Here is a 25,529-nt window from a genome sequence, read left to right as displayed (position 1 = left end):
TAGTGTAACTGTTAACAAACAACTAACAACCGGCAAATTCTTCAGGAAAGCATTTCGAAAATACCAGCCGCGCCTTGTCCTGTTCCAACGCACATCGTAACTACCCCGTATTTCTTTTTACGCTTGCGCAGTTCGTCAAATATCTGTACGGAGAGTTTTGCTCCGCTGCAGCCAAGGGGGTGACCCAATGAAATGGCTCCGCCGTTTACGTTAATAATATCCTGGTTAAGTCCGAGGGTACGGATAACAGCCAAAGATTGTGATGCAAAAGCTTCGTTCAATTCAAACAGGTCGATCTGATCTTGTTTAAGGCCGGCTATTTTTAATGCTTTCGGAATAGCGGCGATCGGGCCGATACCCATTATGCGAGGAGGAACACCTGCGGCCGCATACGATACAAGCCGCGCAACAGGTTTTAAGTTATTTGCTTTCATGAACTTTTCACTTACCACCATTACAAAGGCTGCTCCATCCGAGGTTTGCGAAGAGTTACCCGCGGTTACACTCCCTTTTGCGGCAAACACCGGCTTTAGCTTTGCCAGGGCTTCAATGTTTGTATCGGCACGAGGGCCTTCGTCAGTATCGACAATGAATTCACGCGTTTTACGCTTTTCATTTTCATCGACGTAGTTTTCTTTTACTTTGATCGGAACGATTTGTTCTTTGAACTTTCCTTCTTTGATCGCTGCAATGGCTTTCATATGAGAATTCAGAGAGAACTGGTCCTGGTCCTCACGTGATACTTTATACTCGTTAGCGACAGCTTCAGCGGTTAATCCCATGCCCCAATAATAATCCGGGTGGGCGAGGGCCACATCGGCATGCGGCACAATGCGCCAGCCCCCCATTGGGATAAGGCTCATACTTTCAGCGCCGCCTGCAATGATACAATCGGCCTGTCCTGCGTTTATTTTATAAGAAGCCATTGCTATGGTTTCCAATCCGGAGGAGCAATAACGGTTTACGGTTACTCCCGGAACCTTATCAGTATCAAATGCCAATAAGGAGATCAAGCGACCCATATTCAAGCCTTGTTCGGCTTCAGGCATGGCGTTACCAACAATCAGGTCATCTATTTGCTCAGCAGCCACATTCGGAACTGATTTCATCAAATGTTGTATCACATTTGCCGCTAAGTCATCCGGACGTGTAAAACGAAACCCGCCCCTTGTGGCTTTGCCTACTGCTGTGCGGTATCCTGCTACGATATATGCATTCATATTAAATAGATTTGAGATATGAGATTTGAGTCATTATTTTTTGCCACCAAAACTCCAAAACACTAAAGCCCACTAAAACTCCCTTTTCGTGGAATTTAGTGCTTTCGTGATTTAGTGGCATTTTATTTTTATTTATTAATTACGTAAAACTTTTCCTCCAACTAATATTGACTGAATACGCTCAAGAGTTTTCTTCTCTCCACACAATGACAAGAAGGCCTCTCGTTCTAAATCCAACAAATATTGCTCGCTAACCACTGTAGGAGCGGATAGGTCACCACCGCATAATACGAACGCCAGCTTTTGCGAGATCTTCACATCGTGTTCAGAAATATATCCGCCGCTCTTCATCGTATCAGCACCTAAATAAGCGAGGCCCAATCCCGTTTTGCCAAGCACACGAATGTCTTTGCGTTGAACAGGTTTTGTATAACCTTCTTTCGCTATCTCCAGGCATTCCGCTTTTGCTTCCGTTAATAAACGATTGCGGGAAACAACTACCATATCTTTTCCTTTGCGGAGATAGCCTAAACTAAATGCTTCATGGGCCGAAGTTGATACCTGTGCCTGACCGATAGTAAGAAAGCGTTGGCGAAAAGCATTCAATTCAATATCGCCTTCTTTTATATCGTCCGATAAACGCACTGCGAATTCTTTTGTTCCGCCGCCGCCGGGTATGAGTCCAACGCCAAACTCAACAAGGCCCATATAGGTTTCGGCGTGCGCTATAACTTTATCGGAATGCATACTCATTTCGCATGCTCCGCCTAAAGCCATATTGTGAGGTGCTACGATTACAGGTATGGAAGAATAACGTACACGCATCATTGAGTTTTGAAACGCTTTGATGGCGAAATTCAGTTCATCCCATTCCTGTTCAACGGCCATCATGAAGATCATCCCTACGTTCGCACCCGCGCTGAAATTAGCTCCTTCATTGGATATCACCAGGCCTTGAAAATCCTTCTCAGCCATATCGATCGCGGTATTCATGCCGCCTATCACTTCTCCGCCAATGGTGTTCATTTTTGTATGGAACTCAAGATTTAAAATTCCATCACCGATGTCGGTAAGTGTTGTACCTGCATTTTTCCAAACAGTTTTATTGGCGCGTATGTTATCGAGAATGATAAAGCTTTCAGTTCCGGGTATAGCTTTGTAAGATTTAGATGGAATATCATAGTATTTGCGAACACCGTTTTCCACTTTATAAAAAGTAGTTGCACCGCCCGCGATCATTTCATTTACCCATTTGGCAGGTTTTTTACCTGCTGCTTCCATATACTTAACCGTGTCCGCAACACCAAGTGCATCCCATGCTTCAAACGGACCAAGGCCCCAGCCGAAACCGGCACTCATGGCGGCATCTATTTTATAAAGTTCCTCTGTAATTTCCGGAATACGATTTGAAACATACGAAAACAAACCAAAAAACATGGCACGATAAAAATCTCCTGCCTTGTCTTTTCCTGTAATAAGCACTTTCATGCGGTCACGAAGATTCTCAATGGGCTTAGTGGCTTCAAGGGTAGCGAACTTTACCTTTTGAGATGGTTTATACTCCAGTGTTTTCAGGTCGAGCGCCTGTATCTCACTTTTTCCTCCTGCCCCTTTAACCTTTTTAAAGAAGCCCTGTTCAGTTTTTGAACCCAGCCATTTGTTCTCAACCATTTTAGCAATAAAGCCTGGAATAGCAAATTCAGCTTTAGCCTCATCATTCGGACAACTTGCCGCAACGCCATTCGCCACGTGTACCAATGTGTCTAACCCGACAACATCGCAGGTTCTGAAAGTGGCTGATTTTGGCCGGCCCAATACAGGTCCGGTCAGCTTATCAACTTCTTCAACGGTTAATCCCATTTTTTCCACCAAATGGAACAGGCTCATGATGCCATATACACCAATACGGTTGGCAATAAATGCGGGGGTGTCTTTACACAACACTGTAGTTTTACCAAGGTACAATTCACCATAGTGCATTAAAAAGTCAACTACGTCGGGTGATGTTTTTGAAGTAGGAATGATCTCCAGCAATTTTAAGTAACGGGGCGGATTGAAAAAATGCGTTCCGCAAAAATTCTTTTGAAAATCTTCGCTGCGTCCTTCGTTCATCAGGTTGATCGGAATGCCAGAGGTATTTGATGTGATGAGGGAGCCGGATTTCCTGAATTGCTCAACCTTCTCAAACACTTGTTTTTTAATATCCAGCCGCTCAATAACCACTTCAATTACCCAATCGCATGTGGCGACATCTTTCATATTGTCGTCGAAGTTGCCGGTAGTAATACGGTTCGCGAATGCTTTGCTGTAAATAGGTGAGGGGTTCGATTTAAGCGCGAAAGCAAGCGCATCGTTCACGATTTTGTTACGTGATTTCTTGTCTGTTGCCGCGTCTTTAGGAACAATGTCCAACAATATCACTTCAATGCCAATATTGGCAAAATGACAGGCAATGCGTGATCCCATTACGCCCGAACCAAGTATGGCGACTTTTTTAATAATGCGTTTGCTCATAAACAGGATAAATTTTTAATGTCCTTTTGAGTGAAATTGATTCTTCAATCGAAATGACAAAATGATTGATAATTGGAAAGATAAATATAGCTAAATTTTAGTGTTTAAATATAAATTCAGGCTATATATCAGGCTGTAGGGGCCAATGGTGCAGGAGAAATTTCGTTCCCCAGGCGTTTAAGTGTGAGGAGGTGTGAACGGATAGCACTTCCCAGCGTAGGGTTTTCGAGATACGGTATTCCAAATTCTTCAGCTGTACTTTTTACAATGTCCGAGAGTGCTTTATAGTGTACATGACAAATAGTAGGAAACAGGTGGTGTACAACCTGGAAGTTCAATCCGCCTAAATACCAATTCAGAAAACGGTTGTCACGGGCAAAATCGACAGTGGTATTTACCTGGTGTATGGCCCAATCGTTCTCCATTTCACTTTTGTCATTTGGCAGGGGGAAAGACGCGTCCTCAACAGAATGAGCTAATTGGAAGGTGATGCTGAGGATCAAGCCGCTTATCATGTGCATGATAAGAAAACCTGTTAAGACAGGAAGGAAATTATATCCGAAAAAGACACATGGAACTACTAACATATAAAAGATATAAAACAATTTGGAGAAAATAAGAATGAAAATGCTTTTGATATATTCTTTTTTGCTTGAGCGGTTAACTCCGTTCCTGCGATACCTGATTAATTGAAGAATGTCTTTAGAAACAAACCAGTTAAGTGTAAGCAGGGAGTAAAAAAAGAAAACATAAATGTGCTGGAACTTATGCATTTTCTTTAGTGGATGATGAGGTGAAAAACGTAAGGCCGGAGGGCCATCCAGATCATCGTCCATTGTGTGAATGTTGGTATAGGTATGGTGCAAAACATTGTGCTGGTATTTCCAGTTAAAAGAGGTATTGCCCAGCATGTTCAATGTATAGCCCAAAAAGGTATTTGCGTATTTATTTTTAGAATAAGCTCCATGGTTGGCATCGTGCATAATGGACATGCCAATTCCGGCCATTGCAAAACCCATTAACGCGAATAACAGGATAAGTGGAAGAAGTGTGAAATTGAAAGCAAGTATTAAAATATAAGGTACAATATACGCAGTAAGGAGTATAATGGTTTTTAAAACCATTCCGCCATTTGCGTGCCTGGAAATATTATTATTTACAAAATAAGCATCAACGTTCGCCCTGAGCGTACTGAAAAAACGCGATTTATCCTTATTAGTAAATTTTAATCTGCCTTTTTGTTTCAAAATCGTTTCTAAAAGTAAATTTTAATTGTATTTATCATAAAGGTTCCGGATCAATTTTAACGCCTATTTCGTATAGTCCTCTTTTTTTGTTAAAATTCAAATCCAATAATGATATAAATGGAAATAATGTGCGACAAAGGTACGATTAATAATGCATAAAAATTGGGTTGTTAATAGATTTTAATAACAGGACTGGTTTAATAGATGTGAATAACAATCTGATTACTCATAGGTGTCAGGGCCATAAATCTTATCAAAGAGATTTTTGTTTGCGGCGAGGATCACTTTTCGCTTCAGGCTCATTTTCGGTGTAAGTTCACCTTTCTCGATATTCCATTCCTGAGGAAGCAATTCAAAGCGTTTAATGGTTTCGTACTGGGCGAGCGTTTTATTCATTTTCTCCACCTCATCACGTATCCATCCTTTTACAACATCATTTTTTACCATTTCCTCATTGGAGGTATAGTTAATGTTTTGCTTTTTACAGAAATCTTTCAGGTAGGCAAATGCAGGAACAATAAGGGCAGAGGCGAACTTTTGATTTTCGCCTATCACCATGGCCTGTTCGATAAATGGTGATTCGCGTAATTTGTTTTCGATCATTCCCGGGGTGATGTATTTTCCGCCCGAAGTTTTGAAGATTTCTTTTTTGCGGTCGGTTATCTTCAGGTATTTTCCGTCTTCAAACATTCCGATATCACCGGTGTGAAACCAGCCGTCAATGATCACTTCAGCGGTAGCAGCCGGATTTTTGTAATAGCCCAGCATTATATTAGGGCCTTTAACCAATATCTCTCCGTCTTCTGCAATTTTAACTTCTACATTATCTATAACTGGTCCAACTGTTCCAAAGCGGCTGCAACCTTTGTCGAGATAATTTACCGCTACAACAGGCGATGTTTCCGTTAAACCATAACCTTCCAACACCGGAATACCTGCAGCCCAGAATACACGAGCCAAACGATTCTGCAGAGCAGCGCCGCCCGAAATTGTGGTAATAAGTTCTCCGCCAAGCGCTGCTTTCCATTTGCTGAAAATAAGTTTACGGGCGAGTTTAAGCTGAGTTTCGTACCACCAGCCATTTTTGCCATTCATTTCAAAACGGAGGCCAAGATCGAGCGCCCAGAAAAACAATTTTTTCTTTATGCCTGTTAACTCAATTCCCTTGGCAACAATCCGATCGTATACTTTTTCAAGCAGGCGGGGCACTGTTGTAAAAATATGCGGCTTTACTTCCTGCAGGTTCGCGGAAATTGTATCAAGGCTTTCGGCATAATATATTGAGGTGCCGCAGGCAAAATAATTATAAGTGAGCATGCGCTCGTATACGTGGTTCAGTGGTAAAAAACTCAATGCCTTGTGTCGATGATCGACGGGCATTAAACGTTTAACGGCTTTTAACTGGCTAACAATATTATCATGCGAAAGCATAACTCCTTTCGGGTTACCGGTCGTACCCGATGTATACAGTATAGTGGCAAGGTCGTTTGGCTTAATGGATGCTTTGATAGCGTCGAGTTTTAACTGATCTGTATTTTTTTTGCCCAGTTCTAACATTTCGCTCCAGTGTTGTCCACCTTCAAACTTATTGAAACAAAAAATGTTTTTTACGGACCCGGATTTTGCGGCGCAGCGTTTAACCTTTTCAAAAAGCTCCTGGCTCGAAACAAAAAAATATTTTATTCCCGCGTCGCCAATAATAAATTCCAGATCGTTGTCGCTTATAGTTGGGTAAATAGGAACGTCAACAGCACCGGTCATCATGCAGGCCATATCGGCAAAGTTCCATTCGGGGCGGTTATTGGCTATGATGCCTATTTTATCATCGCGTTGCACGCCAGTTGCAAGCAAGCCATAAGCCAGGTTGGTTGAAATATCGGCATAATCTTTTGTACTGTATGTTACCCATTTGCCGTCTTCTTTGCCCGCAAGGACATCGTTTTTTGGAAATTTTTCCAGGCAATAGGGTAAAAGGTCGAATAGACGTGTGTAGGACATTGTTTGGTTGTTGGTTGTTGGTTGTTGATTGTTGATTGTTGCAGGTTCATTATTTATCAGCAAATAAAAATTCCCTGACAATAGCCAACGCTAATATAATATTTTATAAACTTAAGAAATGTTTTTATACAGATTATTTGGTGAAATGACATTACTTAAGGATAAACAGCCGCCAACAGCTATCTAATTCAACTTCTCTTTCAATACATCTACAAACGAACGATTTTGTATTTTACTATCAAGCCATGATGCAAAGTCGAAAACGTTTAAAAATTCGGATAGATTATTCGATTTAGAAATGTCAGATACCTTCTTCTTTGTTTTTATGAATAAATCGAGAAGTTCTTTTTTGGAATTTACGGTGTGAATTTTATTGCCGAACAGATCAAGTACTAGTTCTTCAAACTCATATAGTCGACCTCTTTTAGATAAGAACTTGCGGACAGATCTTGACATGCTGATCAGCAGATCTGAATTGTCTAATTCATAATGTACAATGAGAGTGAATAATCTTAACGAATTTATCAGGCCCTGTAGAATTCCTTTATCAGATAAACGCATTATTTTATTGAGATATTTAAGCGCGTTTCTATACTCATTGATACAAAAATATGCGTGAAAAGAAAAATAGTAAAAAAATAATGACTGGGGGGATTCCATGATCAGGGAATTCTCCTTCATTAATTTTGTTACTTCAATTGTTTTGGTTATTGTGGCCTCGTTATTCATTCTTCTTACCTGATATGAAATATAGGAAAGCTTAGTTATCAGATAATCGTGGAAAATATCTTTTGTTCTCTCTTTTTCAGGCAAGCTGTCAAAAAAAGTTGTTGCTTTATTGTAATATAAATAAAAATCTTCCTGTTTATTTAAATAATCAAGAAGCGTTAAAAGATTATTGATTGATTGAATGTAGTCGTGTTTCCGTAATACCAATTTTGACTTGTTTTGTTCTATGAATTCAACATTTTTTTTCCTGAATTTGCATGATGCTTTCCAATCTTCCATAGCTCTGGTACTAATACCCATAATCTTGTAATAGTTGTTGGCCGATTCATAGGAAGTTGCGCTTTTTGCATCCTGTAGTAATGGATGAGAGGAAATCGCGCTTATTTTTTTGAAATATGCTTTATTCTTTAAATCAGGTTGAACTAGTTCATTGGTTACCATTAGTAAATGGAGCTGCTCAAACTCCAGTTGATTTTTATATTTACTCAAATAGCTGAAGTCTTCAGGGAAGCCTGTTTCAGCATAGTGTTTAATATCATCTGTTTTTTCAATAAGTTTTAAGGTTTTTCTCTTCCATGAAAGTAACAATAGAATAAATAAAAATTTTTCGTGATCAACTGCAATTTTTAATCCCTTTTTTATTGTTTTAATTGTTGAGGAGTAAAGTCTTTTGCGTAATAAAATTTCTGCTCTTTGCAAACTTTGGGCAAGTATTATTTCAACGGAATCTTTGGAATGGTATTTTTCGAGGCTTTTTAATATAGCTTCGGAAAGATAACTTTTGAAGAACTTTAAATTATTTACAATTTCTTTGTTTTTTAATCTGACTTTGAGTTTTTCTTCATTATAGCCATCAAGTCTGTCAATAATGTCAAATAAATGGAGGTAATCTTTGCCCTTTTTTCCCGATCCCTGGATGGAAGAATACAGTTTAAAATATCGTTTTTCAAGCGGGGTAAGCGATTTTATTAATTGAAAAAGTTCATCTGAAGGAGTTTTCATATAGACAATATTGATAATGTGGATGGTATAAATATAACTAAATACTATTTATTGTATGTTGGACTACTAACTTTTAAGTCATATTTATTTGACTTCCGTTGCTCTTTTAATGAAATTGCTGTAGTACTTAATCAAATAAACTAAAATACTATGCAAAACAGAGCGAAAATATTACTGGTTAATTTTATGTTTACAATAGCATTCTGACTTTGCATGAATACCATTGCGCAAACCGTTTATCCTGATTTTGCAGATGGTACACAATAAATATTAAAGATAAAAATGGGTGTAGTATAAATGTTAATTGAATTAGGCACTTAAGCAATAACTATAATAAATTAGAACCATTGATAATAAAGGATTTGATATTTTCAAATTTAAAATTTGTGATGCAATTATGTGCTAACCCACATAAGGCCATTCTAAAATGCCTATGGCCATTGGTTTTCATAATATTATCTAAGTGCCTAATTCAAAATGTTAATTTAACAACTCCATGATACCCATGAAAAAGTTTTACTACATCCCCGTCTTCGTCATTCTTATTTCAGGCAACGTAGTTGCCAATGGAAATAGCGACAAACGCACCCCTTCGGAAAAAGAGAAATCACAACTCTCTCAAAATCTCCGTGGCAGCGGCCTCTGCTTCACCCCCAACAAAGGCCAGTTGGCCGACATGAACGGCAAACTTTGTCCCGATATATTATACAAGGGTTCAGGCGGTGGAGCTGATATTTATTTACGCACAACAGGCCTCAGCTACGTGTACAGCAACATGGCTGAAGTAATGCACGAAGTTGATGAGCAAGTGGAAAAATTAATACAGGCAGGAGCAATAACCGAAGCCGATGAACGCAAAAGCAAAGAAGAGTTAATGCAAAAGGAAAACATAAAGGTACACCGTGTTGACATGGACTTTGCCAATTGCAATGAAAACATAGAACAGCTAAATGAAAATGAAGTAGAGGGCTACAACAATTATTATTACGCCCATTGCCCCAACGGTGTTTTAAACGTAAAACAATACAACAAAGTAACTTATAAAAATATTTACAAGGGCATTGACATTACCTATTACGGCAACACAGAAAAGGGAATTAAATACGATCTTATCGTGCAACCCCATGCCGACCCCAATCAAATAAAACTCCACTGGACAGGCGCTGAAAGCATACACATTAACCGCCAAGGAAACTTAGTGATCAAAACCAGTGTAAATGAATTCACCGAATCCATTCCTAAAGTTTATCAGATCATTAACGGAAAAATCGTTGACGTAAAAGCGGAATATAAACTAACACTCTCCCCTTCGGGGAGAGCCGGAGAGGGGTTTATTAGTTTTTCATTTTCAACTTTTAATTCTTCATTTCCTTTAGTGGTAGATCCCTGGGCTACGTATTACGGGGGCACGGGTTTTGATTACTGTCGCAGCGTAGCCTGCGATAACACCGGAAATGTTTATTTGGTTGGATATACCCAAAGCCCTTCAGGTATTGCTTCACTGGGTTTCCAGACAGTTTTTGGTGGCAGTTTGGTTGATGCCTTTTTAGTAAAATTTAATGCCCTCAATGGAGCTCGTATTTGGGCTACGTATTACGGGGGTACGGGTGATGACAAGGGTCACAGCGTAGCCTGCGATAACGCAGGCAATATGTACCTGGCAGGAGAGACCACCAGCAAAAATCCTGGCGTAATGGCTATTGCTCCCGGCTTTCAAACTGTTTTTGGGGGGGGGGGTAATGATGCCTTCCTTGTAAAATTCGATGCTGCAGGCGTAAGGGATTGGGCTACCTATTACGGGGGTACGGGTGGGGAACAAGGTTACAGCGCAGCCTGCGATAACGCAGGCAATATATACCTTGCAGGATATACTACGAGCCCCAATGCAATCGCTACTGCTACTGGTCACCAACCTTTTTTTGCAGCAAGTATTGATGCCTACCTTGTAAAATTCGATCCTGCAGGCATGAGGGATTGGGCTACCTATTACGGGGGTACGGGTGCTGATTACGGTAACAGCGTAGCTTGCGATAACGCAGGCAATGTGTACCTGGCAGGATTGACTGCGAGCCCCAATGCAGGCAGTGCGATCGCCACTGCCGGTGCCCATCAAACTGTTTTTGGAGGAGGTCAGGATGCCTTCCTTGTAAAATTCGATGCTGCAGGCGTGAGGGGTTGGGCTACGTATTACGGGGGTACGGGTTGGGATAGAGGTTATAGTGTAGCCTGCGATAACACAGGCAATGTGTACCTGGCAGGAAATACCTCCAGCCCTAATACGTTATTAAATGTAATTGCTTCTCCCGGTGGCTTTCAAACTGTTTTTGGGGGTGGATTTAATGATGCCTTCCTTGTGAAATTCAATTCCGCAGGCGGGCGGATTTGGGGAACCTATTACGGTTCGAATCTTCAGGAAGAGGTTCCGTATGGCTGCCTTGCCATAGATGGAAACAACAATGTGTACCTGTATATGGAAGTAGAAGATGAGCCGGGACCCACTCTTATTGACCCCTGTGCCTACCAGCCTAATTATGCAGGTGGAGGAGAAGATCAGATGATTGTAAAATTTAACCCCGCAGGCCAAAAACTATGCGCCACCTATTTTGGCGGAACAGGGTACGAGGATTTAGACCTTGGAGGTGGAATAGCTGTTTCCGGTAATTTACTGTTTATTTGCGCCTCCAATTTAACAGGTGGCTATCCGGTAACCCCGGGCGCCCATCAAACAGTTCACGGAGGCGGTGGTGCTTATGATGCCGTTTTAGCCTGCTTATGCACCAGTATATGCGAGGGCAAAACCTTAGGCTTAAACTATACCGCGACCGTCACAAGCGTATGCGCAAATGCGCCTGTTACATTTACACCAACAATAAGCAAGTCCTGCGATACCACGGGCTATAAATACCATTGGGTATTTACGGGCGGAAACCCCGCAACATCAGATTTCGTGAAACCTACAGTAAGTTTTTCCGGTGCAGGTACACATGATGTAAAATTGGTTGTTACTACGCTTTGTAAAAAGGATAGTGTAATTAAACCTTCATATATAACCGTAAATAATTGCGGTTGCGCCCTCTCTTCTGCCGTTGTATCAACGGGCAACACAAGCTGCAGTACTAAAAGTGATGGTAGCGCTGCTATAACCATCAGCAACGGCAGTGGCGGCCCCTACACATATAACTGGAGCAATGGCATAACGGGAACCACAACCGGCACAGCGTTTCTCGTTAACGGATTATCCGCGTCAACTTATACAGTAACCATAACAGAAGGAGCTTGTACCTCAACAGCAAACGTGACAATCGGTTCCCCGCCGCCCATTGCCGGACAATTCACCAAAGGCGCGGCGAACTGTGCTGGCTGCGGTTGCAAAGAATGGTTAATGGTAAACGCTACAGGCGGCGCAAGCCCATACACTTATACATGGCCCGATGGATATGTAAACAGGTATAAAAATCAGCTTTGTCCGGGCACTTACACGATAAATATTAAGGATAAAAACGGTTGCAGCGTGAATGTAAATCTGAGTGTCCCTTAGTTTACATCAGTTTTTAAACGCTCTCGATTACCATCGCACTCGCTCCGCCACCGCCGTTGCAAATGCCTGCAGCACCATACTTCGCGTTGTTTTGCTTCAGCACATGTATCAATGTAACGATAATCCGTGCACCTGAACAGCCTAATGGATGACCTAATGAAACGGCGCCCCCATTCACGTTCACTTTTGTTGCATCAAGTTTCATTTCTTTATTGTTTACAATTGCTACAACTGAAAAAGCTTCGTTGATCTCAAAGAAATTAATATCGCTCATTTTTAATCCTGCTTTGGCAACGGCTTTAGGTATAGCTTTGGAAGGTGTTGTGGTGAACCATTCGGGAGCCTGCTCGGCATCAGCGTAGCCTTTAATGATGGCCAATGGTTTAAGGCCCAGTAGATCTGCTTTTTCTTTGCTCATCAATACAACCGCTGCTGCGCCATCGTTCATGGTCGACGAGTTTGCCGCAGTGACTGTTCCATCTTTGGTAAAAGCAGGACGAAGTTCAGGCAGTTTGGCAAAATTTACATTTTTATATTCTTCATCTTCTTTAACCAATATGGGATCACCTTTGCGTTGAGGTACTTCAACGGGTACAATTTCTTCGTTAAATTTTCCGGCTGTCCAGGCGGCTTGTGAGCGTTTGTATGATTCAATAGCATACGCATCCTGCTCTTCACGGCTTATTTTACATTCTTTGGCGCATAACTCCGCTGCGTTACCCATGGGATAATTGTGGTAAACATCTGTCAGGCCGTCTTTTGCCAAGCCATCAATAAGTGTTGTATTGCCATATTTATTTCCCCAACGCAAAGTTTCCGCATAAAACGGCACCTGGCTCATGCTTTCCATTCCACCGGCAACAATAACATCAGCATCGCCCAACATAATGCTTTGAGCACCCTGCATTATGGCTTTCATCCCGGATGCACACACCTTATTGATAGTTGTGCAAATTACATTGTCAGGTAAACCCGCGAATTTGGCTGCCTGGCGCGCAGGGGCCTGTCCGAGGTTGGCTTGCATAACACTTCCCATAAGCTCCGAAACTTCCAAGAGGTGTTCTTACGGCGGATACGATATAAACTGTTCTCATAATCAAGGTTGATTTATATTGTAAAATTACTCATTAAAATTTAATGTTCTATGGTTTCAGGTTTCAAGTTTCAGGTTTCTCAGTTTTTAACCTGAAACCTGAAACCTTTTCAAACCTGAAACTTAAATAATATATCCGTAATTTTATGGTATTAACAAATCCGTATGTTGAACTTTTTCTCAAAGTTGGCCAATAAGCATTCCGAAATTTATAAGATATTGGCTTTTTTGCTGAGTATAGCTGTAATTGTCTTTGTTTTTCCGCACCAGGGAAAATTCAAATATGATCTGCATAATATTAAGGGGAAACCCTGGAACTATGAGGATCTTATCGCTCCGGTCGATTTCGCTATTGTTAAAACAGCCGATCAGCTTTCTTCGGAGCGGAGCGAAGTTTATAAAAATGCCAAAGCGTATTTTAAGTTAGATAAAAATGTATATCCGGCAAAGATGTCGGAGCTTGAGCTTGGCCTTGAAAAACTGCTGGATAAAAGATCAACACGTGTAAAGCAGAACCTGCACAGCCTTTGCATTTCTTTAATTGACAGCTTGTATAAAAAGGGTATTATTCAGTTGAATGAGGTGTTTGAAAGTAAACCTGCTGATTACTCGGTATATGTGATGAACGACAGTATCGCTGAAGAGCACGACATCGGGGATTTTTTCACTGTGCAGACTGCCGATGAATATATTAAAGCGCAATTAAAATTGTATAATTCAAGTGAGACCAATGCGCTTATTCCTTTGTTGGAAAATGTTATTGCCCAGAATATTTTCTGGGAACGGGAAACTTCTGAAAAGGTATTAAAACAGGAGCTGGAAAATATTTCGCTCACACATGGCGGTGTTGTGAAGGATCAGAGTGTGATATTGAAGGGAGAAATTGTTGATGCGGAGAAATACCAGGTACTCGAATCGCTGAGGGCCGAATACGAGGAGCAATTGGGGGGTAATGTAAACTTTATTTCGGTATTGATCGGGCAAACTATTGTGGTGTCGCTGTGTTTGCTTGTGCTGGCAATATTTTTGATCATGTTCAGGAAGGACATTTTCCTTGACAATTCAAAGATCACCTTTATACTTTTCCTCATCGTATTAATGGTGGCTACGGCTAATTTGTCGATCAAGTATGATAAGTTTAATTTGTATGTTCTTCCGTTTTGTATGCTGCCTGTTATTGTCAGGGCCTTTTTCGATACACGTCTCGCACTCTTCGCCCATATTGTCACTACTTTAATTATCGCTTTTGTTTCCTCTAACCGGTTTGAATTCGTTTTTGTACAGATCGTTGCGGGCATGGTGGCTATTTTCAGCGTTATAAACCTGCGAAACCGCTCCCAGTTTTTTTTAACATCAGTTTTAGTCTTCGCGGCATATATAATTTCCTTTATCGGGATCAATATAGTGCAGGAGGGGAGTTTTACCGGCATCAACTGGAGTGTTACAGAGTGGTTCGGGATAAGCGCTCTGCTCACTTCGTTCTCTTATCCGCTCATCTTTGTTTTCGAGCGAACATTTGGTTTTCTTTCCGATGTTTCACTTATGGAGTTGTCGGATACCAATAGTGTATTGCTGCGCGAACTGGCATCAAAGGCTCCGGGTACATTTCAGCATTCGCTGCAGGTGGCGAATATTGCCGAAGAGGTGATCTACCAGATAGGCGGGGATCCTTTACTTGTGAGGACAGGAGCGTTGTACCATGATATCGGTAAAATGGAGGCGCCGATCTATTTTATCGAGAATCAAACGGCGGAAATTAATCCGCATAACGAATTGAGTTATGAAGAAAGTGCCGCGATACTTATTCGTCACGTCACACATGGCATTGAGCTGGCAAAAAAACATAATCTGCCCCAGCAGGTCATTGATTTCATAAGAACGCATCACGGAACTACTACCACCTATTATTTTTACAAGATGTATAAAAGAGATCATCCGGATGAGCAGTTTGATGAAGGTATATTCCATTACCCCGGTCCGATTCCATTCTCAAAAGAAACTGCTGTGCTGATGATGGCGGATGGGGTGGAAGCGGCATCAAGAAGTCTGAAATCGTACAGTGAGCAAAGCATACAGGACCTGGTGGATAAAATTATAGACAGCCAGATCGCTTTGAACCAGTTTGTGAATGCGGATGTTACATTCCGTGATATTAATATCATTAAAAAAATTCTGAAGAAAAAGCTTATCAGTATTTATCATGTTCGGGTTGAATACCCGCGTTAATTTATATTCCTATGGCAATTCCTATAGATGTATTTGGTTTGTTTAAAATGAGCAGTCCGGATAAAACGGATGAAAAAATGTTTCTCTTAAGGATAAAAAGGCCCGGTTATTCTTATGCGCGTCCCTACCAGGAAGATGAAGCATTTTACATCGAAAAAATGAAAATGGAAGCATTGCTGCTGGCTTGCTCGGCTAAATTTTATGGGGATAAGGAAGTTACGGTTGAACACATCAGTTCTTTTGAGTATAAGCCTAAAGGAGAAATTTTATTCAATTCTAATGGTATGATCGATGTCGAAATATGGGCCGGGCAGCCTTCTGAATTTCCTGATTCAATTGTTATTTCGATGGCGGATTCAGAAAATGATTTTTTGAAATTTGTAGAGATGGATGAGGATCTGAATTTTTTTCTCCCGTTAAGTAAAATAGAAAAATATACGGTCAGGTTCATTACTGAAAATGATTTTGATCTGTCATCCGTACCCAAGTATAATTTAACTGATCTCGATAAAACGGAAAACCAATGATCACATATATAATTATCGGGATCACCACTCTCATTTCAATTTCGGCTTTTTCGAATCGTGATCTGTTTGGCAAACTGCTGTTCAATGCTTCTGCGGTTTATAATCACAGGCAGTGGTATCGTTTGTTTTCACATGGTCTGGTGCATGCCGATGCGGGTCATTTGCTTTTAAATATGTTTGTACTTTTCTCTTTTGGCACAGCTATTGAAAATCATTATTTTAAAGCGATATTTTCTCAAAACGCGTCATTTGTATTCGCGTTGATGTATGTTACGGCTTTGCCCGCTTCTACATTGTATAGTTATTATAAACACAAGCACAATTATGCCTATAATGCTGTCGGCGCCTCAGGCGCGGTATCGGCGGTTGTTTTCGCCTGCATTCTTATCAGTCCATTGAGTACATTGCTTGTCTGGTTCATTCCTGTAAAGGCCTTTATTTTTGGTGCTTTGTACCTGGCGTATTCCTGGTATATGGGTAAAAAGGGTACAGATAATGTTGGTCATGATGCGCATTTCTGGGGCGCTGTTTACGGCATTGTTTTTACTGCGGTGCTGAAACCGGGGCTAATAATGAATTTCATTTACCAGCTGCAAAGTGTGTTTTAAATTTGACAGCTAAAAATTTAAATACTTTGGCGATGAACAAAGCAATTTTTTTGGACAGGGACGGGGTTATAAATCGTGAACGCGGTTTTACATATCGCCTGGAAGATTTCGAAATTTTACCCGGATTGATCAGTGCATTAAAAGAATTCAGGAAAAAGGGGTACATGCTTATCGTTGTATCCAACCAGAGCGGTGTAGCGAAGGGACTGTACAGGCAAACAGATATTGAGGTGCTGCACAATTACCTGGTTGACGCACTTAAAAAGGAAGGACTCGTATTTGACGAAATTTATTATTGTGTTCACCATCCGGATATAAGCAAATGTATTTGCCGCAAGCCGGATTCATTATTTGTTGAGAAAGCTATTGCGAGATTTGATATCGATCCCGCAGGATCATTTTTTATCGGCGACAAAGAGCGCGATATTGAGGCTGCTCATAAGGCGGGTGTAAAAGGAATAATGATAGAGGCCAACTCCCCGCTATCTGAAATTATGCATCTTATTAAGTGATTTTTTTGATGATTGTGGTGGATTTAAAGAACAAAAGAGCTTCCCCGGAGCAAAATCTTTGCCTTTTATAACTGAATCATGTAAGTTTGTCGTATGTCAGTTTTTTTAAATTTTAACGGCAAGCTGGTCAACGCTGATGAACCCCTTCTGAAGGTTGATAATCGTGCATTTCGTTTTGGTGATTCACTGTTTGAGACCATTCGTGTGATGAACGGCCAGCCCTTATTCTTGAGCGATCACATTACCCGATTATTGAAAGGAGTCGGGCTTCTCAAAATGGATCTTTCGCCCCAATACACTCTGAGTTTTTTTCTGAATCAGATTACCGAGCTTATCAAGGCGAATAATATAACTGCCGGAGGTCGTATACGTATCACGGTTTTCAGAAACGGGGAAGGGTTTTATACTCCAAAGGATAATTCAACCTCCTATGTAATAGAAGTGATCAGCATTCCTGAGAATGAATATATCCTGAATCAAAAAGGTTTTAATATTGATATTTTCAGCGAGATAAAGAAGCAGCAGAACCCGATGTCAACGATAAAGTCGGGAAATGCTTTGTTATATGTATTGGCCGGCGCTCACAAAGTTAAACAGCAATTGGATGATTGTGTGGTGATGAATGCCAAAGGCGATGTCATTGAATCTATCAATTCGAATATTTTTGCAGTAAAGAACGGTGTGTTATACACTCCACCTGTAAGTGAAGGATGTGTCGATGGTGTATTACGCAAAAAGATCATCGAAGTGGCTTTTAAAAACCGAATTGCGGTTTATGAGATTAACCTGGCACAGAGTGTGCTTCTCAGTGCCGATGAACTTTTTCTTACTAATGTAATAAGCGGTTTACGTTGGGTAGGCGCGTATAAAAACAAGCGTTACTTTAACAATACCTCCAAGTCGCTTACCGATAAACTCAATGAGTACGTTACAAAAAAGGTGGAATGATTTTGGTAATTGGTTGTCAGTTGTCAGTTGGTTGTATAATGCGAGCGGGATAAATTTCCGTATAGATATATTTAAAGATTGGAAGCCGGAAGTCCGAAGCCGGAAGACTTCCATCTTCGGACTTCCGACTTCCGACTTTTTCAAAATGCGACAATTTATCATGTTTAATGTATAATTTATAATCACTAACTTTTTCCCCTTCTCAATGTTTATAAGTCCTGTTGGGCCTGTTTTAATACAGTAATTTACGGGCTATATTTATAGCAGATATGGAGGCTTTGAACCGGCTCAGGCAAACAGCATTGATCACGTTGGTGATCGTACTTCTTCTGATTTTGCTTTCATTAACGGATTCTTCATTCAGGCTTGGCAGATATAAGTTTAAGCGGGTTGATCTGTTGTCCGACATAAAAACCACGGGGCTTTACAGGAAGTCGCCTTTAAGCGGGAGGCTGCTGACGGATTCTGTGATCAGGGCGGATAGCATAACGCGCGCGGCATTCAAGGCCGATCCGGCCTCCGTCATCGATTTCGGATCAGACAGTCTTCCGGAACTGAGGCATTTTTTTGAATCCCTTTTTCAAACTCAACAAAAGCAGAAAAAAACACGTATCGGTTATTTCGGCGACTCAATGATAGAGGGCGATCTTGTTACGCAGGACCTCAGGAGCACTTTGCAAGATACATTTGGGGGTATCGGGGTTGGCTTTATGCCTGTAACATCGATCGTGGCAGGCTTCAGGCAAACTATTCTGCATACTTTTTCGGGTAATTGGCAAACATATACACTGCTCGATCATTCAGGGGCTAATCATGTGCTAGGTATTTCGGGTTTTGATTTTGTTCCGGCAACAGTAGGCACCGCTGATCGGGCGACAACCGGCCCGGGTAGTTGGGTAAAATACAGTGCTGTTTCAAAAAACAGACTCAACCGGTTTTATAATGTGAGATTGTTCTACGGATCAGCTAAAGGACCTTCAAATTATGTAACAGCAGGGGGGCGGAACTTTTCCCTTGATGGAACATCGGCTGTTAATGAATTGCAGCTGCTGAAGGGGTATCCCGTACAATCGGTGCAGGCGGCTTTTCAGTGCCAGGATCGGGTGAATGTATTTGGTTTTAGCCTCGAAGGCGACAGTGGTGTATATGTCGATAATTTTTCTTTCCGCGGGAATTCCGGTATGCCGCTTACTAAAATACCGGCGGATATTCTGTCGGGAATAAATAGCCGGCTTGATTATGGATTAATTATTCTTCATTACGGCGTTAATGTGGTGAACGAAAAAGTAACCGATTTTTCCTGGTATGAGCGGGGTATGACAGAGGTGGTCAATCATTTGAAAGCCGCGATGCCAAACACAAGTATACTTATTATAAGCGCGGGTGACAAAAGCATCCGTCGGGATGGTGAATATATAACGGATCCTTCGGTACCATTGGTGATCGATATACAAAAGCGTGTGGCACAAAAAACAGACGTGGCTTTTTGGAATTTGTATGAAGCGATGGGTGGCTATAATTCCATGGTAAAGTGGGTGCAGGGCGATACTGTACTCGCAAACAAAGATTATACACATCCGAATTTCAGAGGAGCGAGAAAAATCGCTGACTTATTGTATAAACATTTAATGACAGAATATAAAACGTATGTTAGAAAAAAAGTATAAAGATATTATGTTCAAGGTTCAAGGTTCAAGGTTCAACGCTTCGGCTACGCTCAGCCCAGGTGTTCAAGGTTGCCTTTTGTCTCATATCTCATGTCTCATATCTCATATCTCATATCTCCTGTTTCCTATCTTACTTCTCACATCTCAAATCTCCTTGTCCCAGGTCATCCTTGATACTATTCTTCCCCATTATCCATTTATTGTAGTGGATTCAAATATTGTTTATAATGATAGTGTTGCTCTGCAGCCATTTTACGAAAAACTGGTACAACTTCAGAAGACCAAAGAAGGTCGGGTGAATGTTGTACACATTGGCGATTCGCATATTCAGGCAGATCACTTTTCCGGGAAACTGAGGCAGAATTTTCAGTGCGATTTTGGAAATGCTGGCCGGGGATTTGTATTCCCCTACCGTGTAGCAAAAACAAACGAGCCGATCAGTTATAAAACTTCCACCAATGTAGCCTGGCAATATAAACGCAATGTGTTTCCTGAACAACCACTTCCTATTGGTATAGGAGGAATCACAATTGAAACAGGCGATACGGCCGCCGAGATCAAACTGATGGTCAAGGACCAGGAGGGGCTGGATTACAGTTTTACAAAACTTACATTGTTTCACGACAGGAGTGAGGAGAATTTTGATTTCGCTGTTTATGATTCGCTGTACAATGAGATCGGGTATATAAACAACTCAATTGCCGGTGAAAATAAATACACCAGCGTTTTAACATTTGATAAACCTTACCGGAATATTATCATTAAATCATGCCCGCGTAATACCTCTCAAACCTGCGCACAAATATTCGGTATGCTGCTTGAAAATGATAAACCGGGTATTTTATATAATATGATCGGTGTGAATGGGGCGGAGTACAAGCATTATACCCGATCTCAGTATTTTGTAGAGCAGCTTCCGCTCTTGAAGCCCGACCTCGTTATTATTTCTTTGGGTACGAACGAAGGATATACGGCCGCTTTTGATAAGAATAAGTTTTACGGTAATATAGATACGTTGGTGACTGCTATCAGGAAGGCCAATCCAGGAGCAGCTTTTTTGCTTACAACACCCGGCGATTCATACAGGCGGACACGTAAAGGAAGAGTGAAAAATCCGGACATGCTTGACGCCCGGAATGCAGTTATAAGGTATTGTAAGAATAATAATCTGGCTTATTGGGACCTGTATGCGGTTATGGGCGGATATGGATCGATGGCCCAATGGTATAAAGCCAAACTTACAGCAAAAGACCGGCTTCACTTTGGCGCACGTGGATATATCATTCAGGCCGAATTGATGTATAAAGCTATTCTCGCGAAGTATAACAATTACGTTGAAAACAGGAAATAGAACGTGAACATCGACCATCATAAAATGCTTGAGCAGCTTACGTACAATGCCAAAGATCCTTTATTGTTTAACAGTGGCTTCTTTTTGTTTTTCATTTTCATCTTTTTCTTCTTTTACCAGTTCCTGTACAAAAAAAAATTAACGCGTGTAATATATTTTACGATCTTTTCGCTGTACTTTTTTTACAAGGCCTGCGGTTTTTATGTTTCACTGATCATCATATCCGCCATAGTTGATTTCAGTTTGTCAAACTGGATCTACAGAGTCAATACACCGGCCAAAAAGAAAGCGCTTTTGTTTTTCAGTGTAATCATCAACCTAGGGCTGCTTTGTTATTTCAAGTATACCGATCTGTTCATCAGTATCATTAATGACGCGCAACTGGGACGTTTAGAGCCGCTTAATCTTGTACTTCCTATTGGTATTTCTTTTTATACATTCGAAAATTTAAGTTATACGATCGATGTATATAGAGGGCAATTTAAGCCCGTAACAAGTTTCCTTGATTATTTATTTTTTCTTTCCTTTTTTCCAAAGTTGGTCATGGGGCCTATTGTAAGGGCGTCTGACTTTATTCCGCAGATACGTCAGGACATTCTCGTAACGCAGCAGGATATTGGCAGGGGTCTGTATCTTATACTGGGCGGACTTTTTAAGAAGATTGTGATATCCGATTTCATTTATGTCAATTTTGTGCAGTATATTTTTGATGATCCTGCACGCTACTCAGGTATTGAGTGTTTGTTCGGGGTGTATGGTTATGCCATGGTTATTTATTGTGATTTTTCGGGATATTCCGATATGGCCATAGGCATGGCGCAATGGATGGGGTTTAAAATACCAATGAACTTCGATCTGCCTTACCAGTCATCAAGCATTACTGAATTCTGGCGGAGGTGGCACATTTCACTTTCCTCGTGGTTGCGGGATTACCTGTATATAGCGCTTGGAGGAAACCGGAAAGGAAAAATACGCTTATACATAAACCTTATGCTGACCATGCTGCTTGGCGGCCTGTGGCACGGTGCCAGCTTGAAATTTGTTTTCTGGGGCGGGATGCATGGAGTGGCTTTAGCTATAGATAAGATGATTATGGATATTAGGAAGAAATTCTTTAATAGGAGACAGGAGTCCGAAGTCCGAAGTCCGAAGTCAAATCAAGAACTTCCGACTCCCGACTTCCGACTTCCGACTTCTAAACTCTCAAATCTCACATCTCAAATCTCTCATCTCCTCAGCATCGTCTTCACCTTTCATTTTGTTTGTTTTTGTTGGATATTTTTTAAAGCGAATACGTTCGATGATGCAATCATTATTATCCGGCAGATCACCGGCAACTTCAATGGTAAAGCATTTATCCCTATGATGCAGGCCTATACCGCTGTTTTTGCTGTTATGGGGATCGGTTACCTTATTCACTTTACTCCGAAAGGGATGCAGCTTAAATTGGAAAATTTAGTGACCGATATGCCGGTTATCGGAAAGGTTGCCCTGCTCTTTATATTTATCTGGTTGGCCGTTCAGGTAAAGCAGGCCGATCAGGTGATGCCGATCTATTTACAGTTTTAGTGTAACGCCCTCTTTAATTACCATGACGTATCGTCTATTTAAAGGCTAATAATGCTCACTTTAAGGGGCAGGTTATAGCGGTAAAACCCCGCCCGAAAGCGATATTTTAAGTGTAAGCGAAGTTTCAATTGATCCTGAATATGATGTAAATACCTGTTTATCAGATATTAACGAACTTGATTACAAAACAAAACCGGATCAACAAAAAGCCTCTTTGGCAAATAAATTTACCGTAAGTATCTTGCCAATTCAATAAAATCTCCGATATTTGCACCCCTACTATTAAAAAGGGATAAATTAGTTAAATACCTACCACATGTCAAGAATTTGTGAAATAACAGGAAAAAAGGCGATCACGGGCCATAAAGTATCTTTCTCAAATCGTAAATCGAAGAGAAAATTTAACGTGAATCTGAAGACCAAAAAATTTTTTCTTCCTGAAGAAAACAAATGGATCACTATACGTGTAAGTACTTCGGCTTTGCGCACCATCAATAAAAAGGGTGTTAATGCCGCTGTGAAAGAAGCACGTGAAAAAGGTTTTTTAAATAAATAATATAAAGCTTAAAACAAAATGGCAAGAAGTAGAAGCAGAATACAGGTTATAATGGAGTGTACCGAACATAAAGAGAGCGGTATGCCCGGAACATCCAGGTATATCACTACCAAAAATAAAAAGAATACACCTGATCGTTTGGAGTTGAAAAAATTCAATCCCATTCTGAAAAAAGTAACTCTCCACAAAGAAATTAAATAAGTTGTTAGTTATCAGCTGTCGGTTAAGTAAACCACAACTTAATACCTTAATAACTCAATAACATAACAAAATGGCAAAGAAAGTTGTAGCAACATTAAAAACAGGTAAAGGAAATAACTTTACTAAAGTGATAAAGATGACAAAGTCACCTAAAACAGGGGCTTATACATTTAAAGAGGAGATCGTTCACAACGATCACATAAAAGATTTTTTGGCAGCTAAGTAATGCCTGTGTATAAAATTTGTAAAAGCTTCTTTCTTTACGAAGGGAGCTTTTTTAGTTTAATATTTATTTCTCCCTTTAATGGGAAAACAATATATCCTCCCTTCGGAGGATCATGAGAACATGGGGATTTTAAGCATATTCAGCAAAGACAAAAAAGAAAAGCTTGATAAAGGACTGTTTGTAACCAAGCAGACTTTTTTTTCAAGATTGGCCAAAGCGATCACCGGCAAGGCCACTGTCGACCACGAAGTATTGGCCAGCCTGGAAGAGATATTGATCACTTCGGATGTAGGTGTGGATACAACGATGAAGATCATTGACCGCATTCAAAAACGCGTGGAGAAGCAGCGGAAAGTTGAAACGGACGAACTGAACAAAATTTTGCGTGAAGAGATCTCCGCGTTAATGGTGCAAAGCGATACCGCTGATCAAATCGGTGAATTTACTCTTCCTCAAAGCAAAAAGCCTTACGTGATCATGGTTGTGGGGGTAAATGGAGTTGGTAAAACAACCACCATCGGTAAGCTGGCCTATCAGTTTAAAAAAGCGGGGGCCAATGTAATGCTTGGCGCAGCAGATACATTCAGAGCCGCAGCGGTTGATCAGTTAACCATTTGGTCGGAACGTATTGGGGTACAGATCGTTTCACAAGGTATGAACGCGGACCCCGCCTCTGTTGCTTTTGACACACTTACATCAGCCGTTTCAAAAGGCTCAGATGTTGTAATCATTGACACAGCGGGTCGCCTGCACAATAGGGTGAACCTGATGAATGAGTTGAGCAAAATAAAAAAGGTGATGCAAAAAGTTGTGCCCGATGCTCCGCATGAGGTACTACTTGTGCTGGATGGATCTACCGGTCAGAACGCGATAGAACAATGCAGGCAATTTACTGCTGCAACAGATGTGAATGCTTTGGCGATCACCAAACTGGATGGTACAGCCAAAGGCGGTGTGGTAATTGGCATCTCAGATCAGTTTAAGATACCGGTGAAATATATCGGGGTTGGAGAGAAGATGGAGGACTTGCAGGTATTTAATAAGCATGAGTTTGTTGATTCCTTGTTTAGCACAGATTTAAGGGATTAAGTAAATAAACCCCGAAGGAGTTAAACAACAATAACCACCGATGCAATCGGTGAAAAAAAGAAGAAGGAATCACAACCCCGAAGGGGTTGAATAAGGATTGGAATAATGAGCAGTTACAGACAAATCCTCTATCAAATTGTCTTCAGGACAAAGTCCAATAAGAATACATTGGCTGATGAGTATTGCAATGAACTTTATAAGTATATCGGGGGAATTATCAGGAATAATAAATGTGTTGTTTACCAGATCAACGGCGTACAAGATCATATTCATATTGTATGTGACCTCCATCCAACCGTGGCATTAGCAGACCTTATTAAGGACATTAAAGTAGCCGGTAATCTCTGGATGAAACAATCCGGAAAATTTCCGGATTTTGATGGTTGGTCGGAAGGGTACGGGGCTTTTACATATTCTATTAAGGAAAAGGACAGGCTGATCACCTATGTGAAAAATCAAAAAGAACATCATGCGAAATTTAATTTTATAGATGAATACAAAAAAATGTTGATTGAGCATGAAGTTGAATTTGATGAGAAATATATATGACCGGAACATTCAACCCCTTCGGGGTTGGGATACTGTATTTACTTGTTTACCTTGTGTTGCACACAAGGTTATTGTTGTTTAAGTCCTTCGGACTTATTCGGGATGAGAAGGTTGGTCAAGCTGGTTGTACTTTGTAGTGGACACAAGTTTGTCTGCCTG

At 40.8% G+C, this 25,529-nt stretch carries 19 protein-coding genes and 1 pseudogene; 14 read left to right on the top strand and 6 right to left on the bottom strand.

Annotated features, from left to right (window positions below; translation table 11 throughout):
- Positions 1–41: 41 nt before the first annotated feature.
- The 5 genes from HYU69_01050 to HYU69_01030 form a co-directional block, all read right to left on the bottom strand.
- Positions 42–1,220 carry an acetyl-CoA C-acyltransferase gene (locus HYU69_01050; protein MBI2268924.1) on the bottom strand — a complete coding sequence of 393 codons (1,179 nt, stop codon included), beginning with the start codon at positions 1,218–1,220 and terminating at the stop codon, positions 42–44.
- A 135-nt stretch (positions 1,221–1,355) separates the two neighbouring features.
- Positions 1,356–3,734 (bottom strand): 3-hydroxyacyl-CoA dehydrogenase/enoyl-CoA hydratase family protein, encoded by a 2,379-nt coding sequence (locus HYU69_01045; protein MBI2268923.1) that lies wholly within the window; start codon positions 3,732–3,734, stop codon positions 1,356–1,358.
- 128 nt (positions 3,735–3,862) lie between these two features.
- Entirely contained in the window at positions 3,863–4,981 is a 1,119-nt protein-coding gene (locus HYU69_01040; GenBank protein MBI2268922.1) for an acyl-CoA desaturase, read from the bottom strand.
- A gap of 222 nt (positions 4,982–5,203) precedes the next feature.
- Positions 5,204–6,979: a long-chain fatty acid--CoA ligase gene (locus HYU69_01035; GenBank protein ID MBI2268921.1), complete on the bottom strand. Its 1,776-nt coding sequence runs from the start codon at positions 6,977–6,979 to the stop codon at positions 5,204–5,206.
- Positions 6,980–7,162: 183 nt separating this feature from the next.
- Positions 7,163–8,710, bottom strand: a complete 1,548-nt coding sequence (locus HYU69_01030) for a hypothetical protein (protein ID MBI2268920.1) — start codon at positions 8,708–8,710, stop codon at positions 7,163–7,165.
- 505 nt (positions 8,711–9,215) lie between these two features.
- Between HYU69_01030 and HYU69_01025 the strand changes: the two genes are divergently transcribed.
- Positions 9,216–12,248: an SBBP repeat-containing protein gene (locus tag HYU69_01025; protein ID MBI2268919.1), complete on the top strand. Its 3,033-nt coding sequence runs from the start codon at positions 9,216–9,218 to the stop codon at positions 12,246–12,248.
- Between the two features lie 13 nt (positions 12,249–12,261).
- Here HYU69_01025 and HYU69_01020 read toward each other — a convergent pair.
- Positions 12,262–13,342 (bottom strand): annotated as a pseudogene (locus tag HYU69_01020) (acetyl-CoA C-acyltransferase).
- Between the two features lie 164 nt (positions 13,343–13,506).
- On the opposite strand from HYU69_01020, the gene HYU69_01015 reads away from it, so the two are divergent.
- The 13 genes from HYU69_01015 (at position 13,507) to HYU69_00955 (ending at position 25,370) form a co-directional block, all read left to right on the top strand.
- Complete coding sequence (locus tag HYU69_01015) at positions 13,507–15,567, top strand: HDIG domain-containing protein (GenBank protein MBI2268918.1); 2,061 nt, start codon at positions 13,507–13,509, stop codon at positions 15,565–15,567.
- Positions 15,568–15,578: 11 nt separating this feature from the next.
- A complete protein-coding gene (locus tag HYU69_01010) occupies positions 15,579–16,094 on the top strand; it encodes a hypothetical protein (protein ID MBI2268917.1) in 516 nt (171 codons plus the stop codon).
- Positions 16,091–16,702 (top strand): rhomboid family intramembrane serine protease, encoded by a 612-nt coding sequence (locus HYU69_01005; GenBank protein MBI2268916.1) that lies wholly within the window; start codon positions 16,091–16,093, stop codon positions 16,700–16,702. Before HYU69_01010 ends, HYU69_01005 begins: the two co-directional genes overlap by 4 nt.
- 32 nt (positions 16,703–16,734) lie before the next feature.
- A complete protein-coding gene (locus HYU69_01000) occupies positions 16,735–17,214 on the top strand; it encodes an HAD family hydrolase (protein ID MBI2268915.1) in 480 nt (159 codons plus the stop codon).
- Between the two features lie 93 nt (positions 17,215–17,307).
- A complete protein-coding gene (locus HYU69_00995; protein MBI2268914.1) occupies positions 17,308–18,162 on the top strand; it encodes an aminotransferase class IV in 855 nt (284 codons plus the stop codon).
- A 269-nt stretch (positions 18,163–18,431) separates the two neighbouring features.
- Entirely contained in the window at positions 18,432–19,829 is a 1,398-nt protein-coding gene (locus HYU69_00990; protein MBI2268913.1) for a hypothetical protein, read from the top strand.
- A 154-nt stretch (positions 19,830–19,983) separates the two neighbouring features.
- Positions 19,984–21,180, top strand: coding sequence for a hypothetical protein (locus tag HYU69_00985; protein ID MBI2268912.1), 1,197 nt, complete (start codon positions 19,984–19,986; stop codon positions 21,178–21,180).
- A 24-nt stretch (positions 21,181–21,204) separates the two neighbouring features.
- Positions 21,205–22,749 (top strand): MBOAT family protein, encoded by a 1,545-nt coding sequence (locus HYU69_00980; GenBank protein MBI2268911.1) that lies wholly within the window; start codon positions 21,205–21,207, stop codon positions 22,747–22,749.
- 316 nt (positions 22,750–23,065) lie between these two features.
- A complete protein-coding gene (locus tag HYU69_00975; protein MBI2268910.1) occupies positions 23,066–23,305 on the top strand; it encodes a 50S ribosomal protein L28 in 240 nt (79 codons plus the stop codon).
- A gap of 18 nt (positions 23,306–23,323) precedes the next feature.
- Complete coding sequence (rpmG, locus tag HYU69_00970) at positions 23,324–23,506, top strand: 50S ribosomal protein L33 (protein ID MBI2268909.1); 183 nt, start codon at positions 23,324–23,326, stop codon at positions 23,504–23,506.
- A 70-nt stretch (positions 23,507–23,576) separates the two neighbouring features.
- Complete coding sequence (locus HYU69_00965; GenBank protein MBI2268908.1) at positions 23,577–23,732, top strand: DUF4295 domain-containing protein; 156 nt, start codon at positions 23,577–23,579, stop codon at positions 23,730–23,732.
- A 120-nt stretch (positions 23,733–23,852) separates the two neighbouring features.
- Positions 23,853–24,821: a signal recognition particle-docking protein FtsY gene (gene ftsY, locus HYU69_00960; GenBank protein MBI2268907.1), complete on the top strand. Its 969-nt coding sequence runs from the start codon at positions 23,853–23,855 to the stop codon at positions 24,819–24,821.
- A gap of 105 nt (positions 24,822–24,926) precedes the next feature.
- Positions 24,927–25,370 carry a transposase gene (locus HYU69_00955; GenBank protein MBI2268906.1) on the top strand — a complete coding sequence of 148 codons (444 nt, stop codon included), beginning with the start codon at positions 24,927–24,929 and terminating at the stop codon, positions 25,368–25,370.
- Positions 25,371–25,529: the final 159 nt, after the last annotated feature.

This window comes from Bacteroidota bacterium (assembly GCA_016183775.1).
In the GTDB taxonomy this organism is placed as follows: Bacteria; Bacteroidota; Bacteroidia; order JABDFU01; family JABDFU01; genus JABDFU01.
This window is presented reverse-complemented; position numbering and strand designations above follow the sequence as displayed.